General features: G+C 56.3%; 12 protein-coding genes. 5 read left to right on the forward strand and 7 right to left on the reverse strand.

What is annotated here, in order from left to right:
• Positions 1-2 precede the first annotated feature (2 nt).
• The 4 genes from AAGR08_RS08970 to AAGR08_RS08985 all read left to right on the forward strand — a co-directional run bounded on the left by AAGR08_RS08970 (position 3) and on the right by AAGR08_RS08985 (position 3,609).
• Positions 3-776, forward strand: coding sequence for a triose-phosphate isomerase family protein (locus AAGR08_RS08970; protein ID WP_345829674.1), 774 nt, complete (start codon positions 3-5; stop codon positions 774-776).
• Positions 776-1,585 carry a TIM barrel protein gene (locus AAGR08_RS08975; protein ID WP_345829676.1) on the forward strand — a complete coding sequence of 270 codons (810 nt, stop codon included), beginning with the start codon at positions 776-778 and terminating at the stop codon, positions 1,583-1,585. Before AAGR08_RS08970 ends, AAGR08_RS08975 begins: the two co-directional genes overlap by 1 nt.
• 4 nt (positions 1,586-1,589) lie before the next feature.
• Complete coding sequence (locus tag AAGR08_RS08980; protein WP_345829677.1) at positions 1,590-2,447, forward strand: phosphogluconate dehydrogenase C-terminal domain-containing protein; 858 nt, start codon at positions 1,590-1,592, stop codon at positions 2,445-2,447.
• A gap of 196 nt (positions 2,448-2,643) precedes the next feature.
• Positions 2,644-3,609, forward strand: a complete 966-nt coding sequence (locus AAGR08_RS08985) for a sugar-binding transcriptional regulator (protein WP_345829678.1) — start codon at positions 2,644-2,646, stop codon at positions 3,607-3,609.
• A 43-nt stretch (positions 3,610-3,652) separates the two neighbouring features.
• Here AAGR08_RS08985 and AAGR08_RS08990 read toward each other — a convergent pair whose 3' ends face one another.
• Both AAGR08_RS08990 and AAGR08_RS08995 read right to left on the reverse strand, forming a co-directional pair.
• Positions 3,653-4,570, reverse strand: a complete 918-nt coding sequence (locus AAGR08_RS08990) for a nucleotidyl transferase AbiEii/AbiGii toxin family protein (RefSeq protein WP_345829680.1) — start codon at positions 4,568-4,570, stop codon at positions 3,653-3,655.
• 3 nt (positions 4,571-4,573) lie between these two features.
• Positions 4,574-5,347 (reverse strand): type IV toxin-antitoxin system AbiEi family antitoxin domain-containing protein, encoded by a 774-nt coding sequence (locus AAGR08_RS08995; RefSeq protein ID WP_345829681.1) that lies wholly within the window; start codon positions 5,345-5,347, stop codon positions 4,574-4,576.
• 245 nt (positions 5,348-5,592) lie between these two features.
• Here AAGR08_RS08995 and AAGR08_RS09000 point away from each other — a divergent pair, with 245 nt between their 5' ends.
• Positions 5,593-7,200 (forward strand): ABC transporter ATP-binding protein, encoded by a 1,608-nt coding sequence (locus AAGR08_RS09000; RefSeq protein WP_345829682.1) that lies wholly within the window; start codon positions 5,593-5,595, stop codon positions 7,198-7,200.
• Here the strand turns inward: AAGR08_RS09000 and AAGR08_RS09005 are convergent.
• From AAGR08_RS09005 to AAGR08_RS09025, 5 genes are read right to left on the reverse strand one after another with little or no spacing between them, the layout of a single operon-like run.
• Positions 7,186-8,004 carry a rhodanese-like domain-containing protein gene (locus AAGR08_RS09005; RefSeq protein ID WP_345829683.1) on the reverse strand — a complete coding sequence of 273 codons (819 nt, stop codon included), beginning with the start codon at positions 8,002-8,004 and terminating at the stop codon, positions 7,186-7,188. The two genes, AAGR08_RS09000 and AAGR08_RS09005, sit on opposite strands and share 15 nt — an antisense overlap.
• Entirely contained in the window at positions 7,994-8,977 is a 984-nt protein-coding gene (locus tag AAGR08_RS09010) for an ornithine cyclodeaminase (protein WP_345829685.1), read from the reverse strand. The genes AAGR08_RS09005 and AAGR08_RS09010 overlap by 11 nt, the downstream gene beginning before the upstream one ends.
• A complete protein-coding gene (locus AAGR08_RS09015) occupies positions 8,977-9,975 on the reverse strand; it encodes a D-cysteine desulfhydrase family protein (protein ID WP_097097281.1) in 999 nt (332 codons plus the stop codon). Before AAGR08_RS09015 ends, AAGR08_RS09010 begins: the two co-directional genes overlap by 1 nt.
• A gap of 1 nt (position 9,976) precedes the next feature.
• Positions 9,977-11,377 carry a M20/M25/M40 family metallo-hydrolase gene (locus AAGR08_RS09020; RefSeq protein ID WP_345829687.1) on the reverse strand — a complete coding sequence of 467 codons (1,401 nt, stop codon included), beginning with the start codon at positions 11,375-11,377 and terminating at the stop codon, positions 9,977-9,979.
• On the reverse strand, positions 11,374-12,288 hold the full coding sequence (locus tag AAGR08_RS09025; protein WP_345829688.1) for an ABC transporter permease: 915 nt from the start codon (positions 12,286-12,288) through the stop codon (positions 11,374-11,376). Before AAGR08_RS09025 ends, AAGR08_RS09020 begins: the two co-directional genes overlap by 4 nt.
• Between the last annotated feature and the right edge of the window lies 1 nt (position 12,289).

Consider the following 12,289-nt stretch of genomic DNA (forward strand, 5'->3'; position numbering starts at 1 on the left):
GCATGTCTCAGCCAAAAGTCTGGCTTGGCGTCAGTTTAAAAATGTACTTCGGTTATCAACAAACGCTGCAGTGGTGTCGCGATGTGGCAGCCATTGCCGGGCATCCGGCCGTAAAAAGCGGTGAAGTGGGTTTATTTGTCTTACCGGCTTATCCCGCCATTCCGGCAGTGGCGGAGATCTTTGCTAATACGACGGTGCGTTTCGGCGGTCAGGATGTTTGCCAGGCGGAGAACGGTGCATGGACCGGTGAAGTCAGCGCCAGCATGCTGCAAGAGCTGGGCTGTTCGCTAGCCGAAATTGGTCATGCGGAACGCCGTCGTCACTTCCATGAAGATAAAGCGCAAATCGCTGCCAAGGTCGCGATGTCGCTGCGCCACGGCATCACGCCCGTGCTGTGCATCGGTGAAGAACAGCAGGCGGATCCGCAGCAGGCGATCGCGCTGTGCGAGCAGCAGCTGGCCGAAGCCTTATCTGACGCCGCGCAGCAGGGATTAGAAGGTGAAGTGTTCTTTGCCTACGAACCACAATGGGCAATCGGCGCGCCGCAGCCCGCGCCGGACAGCTACATCCGCGCGGTGTGCGCCGGCCTGCAGCAGCTCTCTACGCCGCCGGGTATCACGCTGAAAGTCATTTATGGCGGCAGCGCCGGTCCGGGGCTGATTCAACGCCTTGGTACAGACGTGAATGGCCTGTTCCTGGGACGTTTTGCTCACGATCCGCAAGCGTTGGCCCAAATTATTGAGGAAGCCAGCGTGTTGGCTCAGGAGCGCCGTTAATGAGCCGGATAGGACTCAGCACTTACGCTTTTTTCTGGCGCATGTCGTCAAACGTACCCAACCCGCTGACGTTGGAGCAGATGCTGCAGCAGACCGCGGACCTCGATATCTCGGTGTTTCAAATTTGCGACTATCCGGCGATTGAAAGCTGGTCCGACGCGCAGCTGCTTACGCTGCGTCAGCAGGCCGATACGCTGGGTATTACGCTGGAATTAGGTACGCGTGGTCTGGCTACCGCCCATTTGCAGCGTTATCTGCATATGGCGGAAATTCTCGATGCTCACGTGGTGCGCTCGATGTTTTATACCGCCGATCATCGCCCGTCGCTGGATGAAGCCACCAATCTGATTGCTGCCGTGTTACCCGATTTCGCCCGCCAGCAGGTGCGTCTCTGCCTGGAGACGTACGAGCAGGTCAATAGCGGCGTGATGATGTCGGTCATCAATAAGTTTCTGTCGCCGTGGCTGGGCGTGTGTCTTGATCCCGCCAACTGTGTCGCTGGGCTGGAGCTGCCGGAGCAGGTGATCGCCAACACCGCCGCGCGCGTCGGCAATCTGCACATTAAAGACTTTGCCTTCACGCGTCGTGATGGCTGGGTTGGCTTTACCTTTGCCGGCTGCCCGATGGGCGAAGGTTTGCTGGATTACGATCGGATGATCGCCAGCGTGCGCCCGGTGGATAAAGGCATTAACCAAATCGTCGAACACTGGTTGCCGTGGCAAGAGGATGCTGCCGTGACCTGCGAGCGAGAAGCCGAATGGACTCGCCGCACCGTTGAATTCTTACGCAGTAAACAAAATCAGGAGTAACAACATGAGCGTGCAACTGAAAACCATCACCGTGATAGGTGCCGGCGGTAAAATGGGTATGCGTATTTCTGCCAACTTGCAGAAAAGTGATTACCAGGTGTTTTACTGTGAGAACTCACCAAAAGCGCAAGAACAGGTTAGCGCGCAGGGCCGCGAACTCTCTGATGCCGCCTCCGTGGTGCCTTTAAGTGACGTGGTGATTCTGGCGGTACCGGATATTGTATTGGGAAAAGTCTCTGAAGGCGTGGTGCCACAGATGAAACCGGGCGCGATCCTGCTGACGCTGGATCCGGCTGCCGCGTACGCGAATTTGATCGCCCATCGTGATGGCATTGAATACGCGGTGGCGCATCCTTGCCATCCGTCGGTATTCCTTGAGCGTTATACCCAAGAAGAGCATGCGGATGCTTTCGGCGGCATCGCAGCGGTTCAGCACGTGGCGGCCTCGTACGAAAGCGGTTCTGATGCGCAGAAAGCCGAGCTGAGCAAGGTGATAAGCGTGATGTACGGTCCGGTTGAGCACGTCCATTGGGTAACCGTGACGCAGCTGGCGTATCTGGAACCGACGCTGGTGGAAACCGTCGCCTGCATGGTCGGTGCCTTCATGAAAGAAGCGTTGGACGAAACCGTGAAACACAGCGGCGTGCCGGAAGAAGCGGCCAAGGCGATGTTGTATGGTCATATTCAGATTGCGCTGGCCGTCGCCTTCCGTGCCACCAACCCGTTCTCCGATGCCTGCATGATCGCCATGGAATATGGGCGTGAGAAGATCGTTAAACCTGACTGGAAACAAATTTTCGATCAGAAAGAGCTGGATATCGTGATTGCCCGCATGCTGAAAATCGACGCTATCAAGCGCTAAGCGTGATGCCCGATCGACTCGCGGCGCGGTTATCTGGCGAAGCGAGTCGTATCAATGATATAACTCCCTGCCTAAGTCACATCAAGCCGGTATTTTGTAGGGGCGCCATTCATGGCGACCAGGTGCGCATAAATGCGCACCCTACGTGGCGCGCTTGCAGCATCTTCGCATAACACCCAAACAAGACAGGTTACGGATGGAAAAAAACACGCTCTCTCAGGACTCCGAACTGCTGACGGAAATTGCCGTCGCCTATTATCAGGACGAAATCACCCAGGAGGAGATTGCGCGTAAGTTTGGGATTTCCCGTATCAAGGTTGGCCGCTTACTCAAACGCGCACGTGAAGAGGGCATCGTCGAAATCAATGTGCGTTATCACCCGGTGTTCAGCACCCGTCTCGAACAACAGCTTCAAAATCGCTTCCCGCAACTGCAACGGGCGCTGATTGCCCTGGATCAGCCGGACCAGGAAGAGCAGCGTCGTCAGGTTGCCGCGCTGGTGTCGTCACATTTAGCGCAGTCGCTGAAAGACGACGCCATTGTCGCCGTTGGGCAAGGGCGCAATGTGGCTGCGGTTGCCGATCATCCCGGCCAGGTGCCGACACGCAATTGCCTGTTCATCAGCGGCATTGGCGGCACCCATCGTCCGGGGGATGCCATCAACGCAGATCACATCAGCCGTCGCATGGCGAAGAAATTTGGCGGCATCAGCGAAACGCTTTATGCGCCCGCCTATGTTGAGAATCGGGCGCTGCGTGATGCCTTTATGCAAAACGGCACCATCAAGGAAACGCTGGATCGTGCACGCAAAGCGGATGTGGCGCTGGTGGGCATCGGCGACATGAACGAAAACAGCTATATGGTCAAACTTGGCTGGTTTACGCCGCACGAAATCATTGATGCCAGCGTCAATCAGGGGGTAACCGGTGATGTGGCGGGCTATGACTTCTTCAATTCGCAGGGCCAGCACGTTGATACGGTGATGAACGACCGGGTTATTGGCCTCAGCATTGAAGAGTTACGCAAAATTCCCTGTGTGATTGCCATTGCCGCAGAGAATACCAAAGCGATGGCCATTCTTGGCGCACTGCGCACGGGGGCGATTGATATTATTGCGACAACGGCGCAGAACATCCGCACGATTTTGAGTTTGTCGCAATAATGTTCAGGATTAACAGCTGGAACTTTTTCTAAAGTCTCAGCTGTTAAACGATTTGCAAAACGCTCTCCAATTTTCTTAACGCAGCAGCATGTTTAGCCGCTGACATAGTCGATAAATTTTTCAGTTTCCAACGTACGGCGGGAAGTTGATCAACGCGGTCCAGATCGAGCAGCCCCCAGTTAGGTTGCAGATTTTTAAAAGAGAGCAAAAAGTTGCGTTCCTCAATAGTCAATGATGTATTAATTATGTTAATTAATTGAACTCTTGTTTCCTCGAGTTCCTTCAATGACACGTCTCTCTCGGCCATATGACGAAATTCACCATCATAGATACTTGAGATATCTTTTAACTGTGGTTGTAGTAGTTCAGCAAGCGGTCGCGGGTGACTAATTAAATAGATCAACAGTGCTTTTCTCAATTCTTGAGTAATTCCTTCATTCTCTAAAAGAAACTTCACATCAAATAGATCACGGGGATGCTGTCGGTCAAGCGCCGCACATATTTTTCCAGCATATAGGTCGGCAAAGGAAACGACTTTCATTTCAGTAAATCCGAACTCATCTTCCACAGACTCAGAGACTTGCAGTATCTCGGATTCATATACGGTTCCACGTAACACTGGAGATAACTCAATTTTAATCTGCACGCCTGAGCGCGTAACCGTTAGTCGCAATGCATCATTCTTATCCTCATAAGAACGAACCACACTACAGCCCACCAGCTTAATGCCTATCTCAGCGGCTATATCATCAAGTGTCTTCTTTATTGTTGTTAACGCTTCAGTACGTTCTAATGAAGGTAGAAATACGAGATCGATATCGATAGATAAGCGAGGTAATTCACGGATAAAAAGATTGATGGCCGTTCCACCTTTTAACGCAAAACAGCTATGTTGGGATATCAATGGCAGTATTTTCAGAAGTAACTGCACTTGCCGATAATAGAGACTCGTTCTGTCCATAGATCACATTTCCCTTGGAATCGTAATGTTCCATTTATTATCCAGCTTGCCACCTCGAGATAGCTCACGTTTGCCCGAACCGAAATCATACTTGTCAGGTTTAAGATATTTGAACCAGGCATGATTATGTCGTTCAGCTAGCCACATAAATAATCGCTTTGCTTTAATACTGAAGCAGGCTCGCAGAAGCTCATCCATTTTTCGAGGTGATAGCGTTGAGAGACCCTGCATGAGTTGGTCTGCATGTTCAAAGCTGATCGTTTTGGGAACCTCGGTTAACACTTCCAATATGGCTTTTTCAGGTGTGGAATAGCGTAAGGAGGGTAATGATTCATTCCAGTGCTCTTCACGAAGATATTTAATCTCATACATAAGTGATTCGGGCCAGATTCTTTGGGTGCTATGGCATACGAACTGTGCATTCACATTGATTTTGCTCGGCCAGATAGGCATTGGCGCTATAGAGTAGAGTTGAACACTGGCTGATTTGCATCGCAATTGATAGTGCGCCAGACCTTCAAGGTTCAAGGCCGTTAAACCACCGACATGTATGGGGTGTTGCATCATCCGTTGTAAGGAGGTGATGATGCCTTTCCATAGTAGAGGGGCTGGATCACGCACATAAACCCCAGGTGTGAGCGATATTAGCGTACCGCTCTTCACCGCATTATCGATGAAATGTGGATTTAAACCTTGAACCTCTAGCCATGACTTTGTCGCGACTAATCCGGAGGGCACCAGTTTCTGGAGCATATTTCTGCTCTCAACATTCAACATGTATCACCCGTTGCTAAAACTAAATATTAGCGGCAGTTATTGCCGTTGATAAAGTGAATAGTAAACCAAACTGACCCGAGAGTTTACTTTTTATAAAATCTACGGCGATAATCGCCGTAGATTTGGGGTGCTACAAACCACTCAATAGGCTTATTCCGTCACGCGCAGTACCATAACCTAATGGTCTTGTTCCCCCTATCTTCAGGATATATCCTGTATTTTTCCCTATTGAGAATCCCTGCCAGATGAATAGCGCCCGCTTGCTGTCGGTTGAAAATCTTTCACTACAAACTCACGATCGGCGGCAGCTGGTGCAGAACGTCTCGTTTCATCTTGACCAGCGGGAAATACTGGCTCTGGTTGGCGAGTCGGGTTCTGGCAAAACCTTAACCTCCCTGGCGCTGATGAACTTGCTGCCTGCCGGTGTGCAGCAAAGTGGCGGTCGCGTGGTTTTCAATGGGGATCCGCTGGATGCTCGCAAAACCCAATTACTGCGCGGATGCCGCATTGCCACGGTGTTTCAGGAGCCAATGACCAGCATGAATCCCACGCTGCGCATCGGTGAACAGATCGCCGAAGTGCTGGTGCGGCATCAACAATTTAGCTGGAAGCGGGCCCAGCAGGAAGCGATTGCGCTGCTGGATCGCGTCGGTATCGTTAATCCGGCACAGCGAGCGCGCCAGTATATTCATCAATTATCGGGCGGTATGCGCCAACGCGTGATGATCGCCAGCGCCATCAGCGGACAGCCGGAATTGCTGATTGCGGATGAGCCGACCACCGCCCTGGATGTCACCATTCAGGCGCAGATTCTGGCGCTGCTGCAAGAGCTGCAGCAAGAAATGGGGATGGGGATCTTATTGATCACCCACGATCTGTCCGTGGTGGCACGTTACGCCGATCGCGTGTGCGTAATGCAGCACGGGCAGCTGGTTGAGCAGGGAGCAGTACTCAACACGCTCGGCGCGCCACAACATCCTTACACGCGCAAATTGATTGCCGCCTCGGCGGTGCAGATGCCGGAAGCCCTAACAATGGCCGATCAGCCGCCGCTGCTGATGCTACGTGATATCAGCAAAAGCTATCCGCTGCCGCGTCGCATGCCGCTGTGGCCAGCCAAACGCCAAACCGTTTTACACCCGGCTAATCTAACGATTGCGCAGGGCGAAATCGTCGGCTTGATTGGTGAATCCGGCTCCGGAAAAACCACGCTGGGCAGCGCGGCGATTGGTTTGATTGCCGCAGATGCCGGCGAAGTGCATTTCCAGGGCCAGCATCTGCAAGGTCGCCAGCTAAATACGTTACGCCGTCACGCCCAGATTATCTTCCAGGATCCTTACGCGAGTCTTAACCCCAAAATTTCGGTGGGTGAACAGATTGCCGAGCCGCTGCGCGTGTGGCACTTGCGACAAGGCGCTGCGGTGGATGAGCGGGTAAAAGAGTTGCTGACGTTAGTGGGGTTGAAAGCAGAACATGCGCATCGTTTACCAGGGGCATTTTCCGGCGGTCAGCGCCAGCGGATTGCGATTGCACGCGCGCTGGCAATGGAGCCGAAGCTGCTGGTGGCGGATGAAGCGGTTGCTGCGCTGGATTTATCGGTACGCGGGCAGATTCTGGCGCTGTTTAATACGCTACGGCACAAGCTGGGATTATCGGTGCTGTTTATCAGCCACGATCTCAGCGCGGTACGGCAGCTGTGCGATCGGGTCGTGGTGATGTATCACGGTGAAATCGTGGAGTCGGGCATAACGGCGAGCGTGATCAACCATCCGCAGAACCGCTACACGCAGCAATTGCTGGCGGCAGCGCCGGATGTCCAGCAGGCGCTGGCGCAACGATCAGCTGCCGTGTAGTAGCGGCAGTTCAGGGTGTTCAGCCCACTCGTGCCAGGATCCGACATACACTGCGACATGCGCAAACCCCGCCAGCTTTAATGCCGCCCATACCGTGGCAGCTCGCGCGCCGCGGTGGCAATAAACCTGTAATTTCGCGCTTTTATTCAGCCCTGCGGCCGTAGCGCGAGCCTCAATGTCATCAGCCGTGCGGAAATGACCGTCGCTGACCACGTCTTCCCAAAACAGCAGCTGAGAATGAGGAATACGTCCCGCGCGCTGACAGCAGGCGTGGGCAAAGCTACCGTCAAATTCGCTGGGACGACGGGCATCTACATTGATTACCGTCACGCCATCCGCCGTTAACACCTGCTCACGGATGCACACCACATCGCGATTCCACGCGCGGGCGTTTGCGGCGGGTGGATGCGCCACCGTTCGACTTAAACCTAATCCTGGCGTGAGGTCAAAACCCGCCGCCTGCCAGGCCTCCACGCCGCCATCCAGAATTAGCGCATCATCGCGCTGTAGCAGCCACGCAAACCACGCGCCGCGCGGCGAACGCATTCCCACCTGCTGCTCAAAAAAAACCGGCGTGGCGCCAGGATAGCTAGTAAACATTGGTTGCAGCGCGGTGGCCGCTTCTGCCGCCATCACCGCTAAACCTGGCTCGCTGCTGTCGTCGATAAAATAGTCATAGACGTTACAGTGCTGCGCGTCGGGCAAGGTGGCGCGTTGCCAGTCGGCAAATTCGCGCACGTCGATCAGCAAAAAAGCTTCGCCCTGCGCCTGACGCTGGTGGAGGGTTTGCACATCAATGATCATGCTGAACTCCCGAAAACAGCGACTGCAGGGTGCCGAGTGCGTTGTGCTCTGCGGCCTGTAACACGCGAGCGGCGAGGGCGATATCAAACACGTTGAGGCCAAACGAGGAGAAATAGACGCTATCATCCGCTGCCGGGCGCCAGCCATCGACGAGCAGCGCGCAGAGATCGGCAGCGACATCTTGCTCTCGAAACTCACCGGCGCGGAACATCTGAAACAGGCTTTTTGCGCTACGCTGGGCGAAATCACCCCAGGCATCAACCACCACTTTGCTGCTGGCATGGATGGCGGCAAAACTCACTTCGTGGTAGCCCACCTGTACAATAATCCGGCCAGGACGCACCGCCGCTGCATCAACAATCGGCTGCGCTGCGCTGGTGCAGGTCAGCACGGCGTCGTAGGGTTGCGCCAGCGCCAACTGCAGATTGGATTCAATCTGCACATCGTGCAACGCCATGAGTTTTTCGCCAGAGCGATTCCAGACGCCAATCTGTTCCAGCTGTGGAAACAGCTGATGTAGCATGTGCAGATGCGTCTGCGCATGCAGGCCTGCTCCTAGCAACAGCACGCGTTTCACGGGTTGTGGCGCAGCCAGCTGCAGCGCCAGCGCGCTCACGGCGGCGGTGCGGGCGGCAGTTAACGCACCGCTGGCCAGCAGACCACGGGGAAGACCGCTTTGCGCATCGTTGATCAACGTTAAGGCTAACGCGGCGGGCAGGGTGTCCGGACGCTGAGGACGATGAGCCGTCCACTTCACGCCCGCTACGTTATAACTGCCGCCGACGCGCGCCGGTAACGCATAAGCTTTACCCAACGGCGTGCCGAGATCGATGTGATTTTCGGCGGGCATCTGCGCCTCACCGAGGCGCATCAGACGGATTACGGCTTTGACATCCTCAAGCGCCAGGGCGATATCGTTACCCCCCAATTGCGCGACGGTGGCTTCATCCAGCACCCGCAATAACGCGTCCATCACGGCTCCAAAAGACGGTCGGCGAACGGATAGAGCGCCGGAGAACCGCCGCAGTGCACGAAAGTAACGCGCGAACCCTGCGGAATACGCCCCAGCTCCACCAGCGAAAACAGGCCGTGCATCGCTTTTCCGGTGTATACCGGATCCAGCAGCACGCCTTCCAGCTGGGCGAGTTTGTAGATGGCATCAATACCGCCATCGGATGGCACGCCATAAGCCTGGCCAACATAGCCATCTTCAATCCAGATATCGTCCGGTTGCCACCGCTGCGGCCATTGCAGCAGGTCGGCACAATCCTGCGCCATGCCGGCAATGCGTGGCTGAAACCAATCGGCTTTGGCGCTGACGCTGATGCCAATCACCTTGGTCTGCGGCCAATAGCGCCGCGTTCCCACATGCAATCCAGCCAGCGTGCCGCCAGAGCCGGTAGGCGCAACGATAAAATCTGGCGCGGGCGTGTGATGGGGAGCCAGCTGCGCCGCCATCTCTTCCACGGCGCGCACATAACCCAACGCGCCGAGTGGCGTCGCGCCACCCAGCGGAATAATCATTGGCGTTTCACCTTGGGCGATCGCCGCATCAGCGTGCGCCTGCATCGCACCTTCAATCTGCGTGAAGTAGCCGTCGGGATCGAGGAACTGCACCTCGGCCCCGAACAGCTTGTCCAGCAGCAGATTCCCTTGCCAGCTCGCGGGCGGATTGCCCCGCAGCACCAGCACTGGACGCATGCCAAACTTGCGCGCCGCGGCGGCCACCATGCGGGCGTGGTTCGATTGATGCCCGCCGGTGGTGATCACCACATTGACGCCGGTTTTGCAGGCCTCCGCCATCAGATACTCCAGCTTGCGGACTTTGTTGCCGCCGCCGCCGAAGCCACTGTAGTCATCGCGTTTGATCGTCAGCGTAATCCCAAGTGCCTCACTGAGCCGCGGCAGCGGCTCGTGAGGCGTGGGGAAGAAGCCGAGCGGAACGCGTTCAAACTCTTCAACTGATTTCATTTTATAGCCTTGTATTTTTATGTACTGCGGTGTTTCCCTGGTGTGGCGCGACCCGGCCAATGGCCGAATCATTGAATGCGGTGAGCCACAGGCTCATGGATTGCTGGAAGCGTTCGAGTCCTGCCAGCGTAACAAACTCGTTGACGGCATGGGCGTTGCCGCCGTGGCCTAATCCGCCAATCAGAAAGGCGGGCGCGACGGCGGCAAAGGCATAGGCGGGCGCGCAGCCCGGTGCCCACGGCCAGATTTGCGGAGCGGCGCCCAGCGTTTGATAGCTGGCGATCAGTGCATCTACGCCGGGGGCGTGGCGGCTAAAGCGTACGCCGGGATAGCGATCGAACAGCTGCAGTTCGCAGCCGGCTAAATCCGGCTGCGCCAGGCGCTGCTGGGCGGCGGCAATCATCGTGTCCTGATCGAAGCCTGGCGGAATGCGGAACGCCAACTCGGCACTGGCGCGGAAAGGAATCACGCCGCGTCCGCCCGGCGGATCGCTGTGCAGCTCGGCCAGCGTCAATACCGCACTGCCGAGCAACGTTTGCAGACTGCTCAAGGTGTCGCCTGCAATCATCAGGCGCTGGCTGCGACGAAAACGCAGTTCGTCATGAATGCTGAACTGCTCGGCTAAGCTCGCCAGCAGCTGATTCGCCTCATCATCGGGCATGCTGCGCGCCAGCACGCCGCTGTGTTCGGCGGGCGCAATGGCATGCAAGGCCTGCACCAGGCGCCACGCGGGATTGGCGATCCAGCCGGCATTGCTGGCATGAATTGCTGAAGACGGTCCGCCCCAGTCGCCGCCGGTCACGTTCAGACGCCCGGATGCCAGTCCGGTAAAGCCGAGGTAAACCCGCGGTGCGCCACCGCCGTATTCGCACAGTGAGGGAAACAACACCGCTTCGGCGGGAGCGATCGGGCAAGGCTGCTGCGCCAGATAACGCCGCAGCGCGCCGCTGCCGACTTCCTCTTCACCTTCTAACAGAATTTCGATATTAAAATTGAGCTGTTGGCTGTGCTGCATTTCGCGCAGCAGAATCAGCAGGGCAGCCACCGGTCCTTTATTGTTCTCGGCACCGCGCCCGACAAATACCTGGCCCAGTTCAGGCCACTCAACGATGCCGCCGATAAACGGCGCTACGTCCCAACCGGCGTCATCCGCAGGCATCACGTCATACATGTTGTACAACACCACGCTTCTGTCGCTGCCGTTATCAATGCGCACATGCACCAGCGGCGGGGACTCGTCGTGTTGCGTCGCCACCGGATGGATAATGGCAGCATTGAGCTGCTCCACCATCCAGCGTTCCAGCCAGGCTGCCAATCCACGCTGCGCAGATAACTGGCCGGCCACGCTCGGCCAGCGCGTCAGTTCACTCAGCAGTTCTAAGGTGGCAGCAAGGCGACTCATAAACGAATCCTCGGGTTTAGCACCAGATAGAGCAGGTCGATCAGCAAATTGATCGCCACAAACACCACCGCGGCGAGTAGCACAATCGCCTGCACCAGCGGGAAGTCGCGGTTTTGAATCGCCTGAATCGCCAGACGACCAATGCCCGGCCAGGCAAAAATAATCTCGGTGACCAGCGCGCCGCCCAGCAGCGAGGCGAAATACATGCCCTGCACGGTGATCACCGGAATCAGCGCGTTGCGTAAACCGTGGCGCACCACGATGCGCCAGGCGCTCAGCCCTTTAGCGCGCGCGGTGCGAATGTAATCCTGTTGCAATACGTCCAGCAGGCTGGCGCGCGTCAGGCGGGCCACGGCGCTCATGTAAAACGCGCCGAGGCTCAGTGCGGGCATCACCAGCGCGGCGAAGGTGCCGTAACCGCTGGATGGCAGCCACTGTAATTTCAAACTAAACAGTAGAATCAGCAGTAATCCCAGCCAGAACACCGGAATCGCCTGGCCGGAAAAGGCCAGCAGACGGCAGGTTAAATCCCACAGGCTGTGCGGGCGCAGGGCGCTGATAATGCCGAGTAGCAGGCCCAGCAGTGAACTCCATGCCAGCGCACTGACCGCCAATAGCGCGGTCGCGGGCAGACGCTCAGCTATCAGCGCCAGCACCGGCTGACTGTAACGCAGCGATTCACCCAAATCGCCGTGCAGCACGCCGCTGAGATAGTGACCGTATTGCCAAATCAGCGGACGATCAAAGCCCATGCTGTGGCGAAAGGTATCCATCTCCTGCTGGCTGGAGCCCGGCGGCATCATCAGCGCCGCCGGATCGCCCGTCATATGCAGGCTAAAGAAAATCAGCAGCGACACCCCGAGCAGCACTAACATAGATTGACCAAGGCGATTGAGCAGAATGTTCAGCATC

This window comes from Pantoea sp. BRR-3P (genome assembly GCF_039621635.1).
Lineage (GTDB): Bacteria > Pseudomonadota > Gammaproteobacteria > Enterobacterales > Enterobacteriaceae > Pantoea > Pantoea floridensis.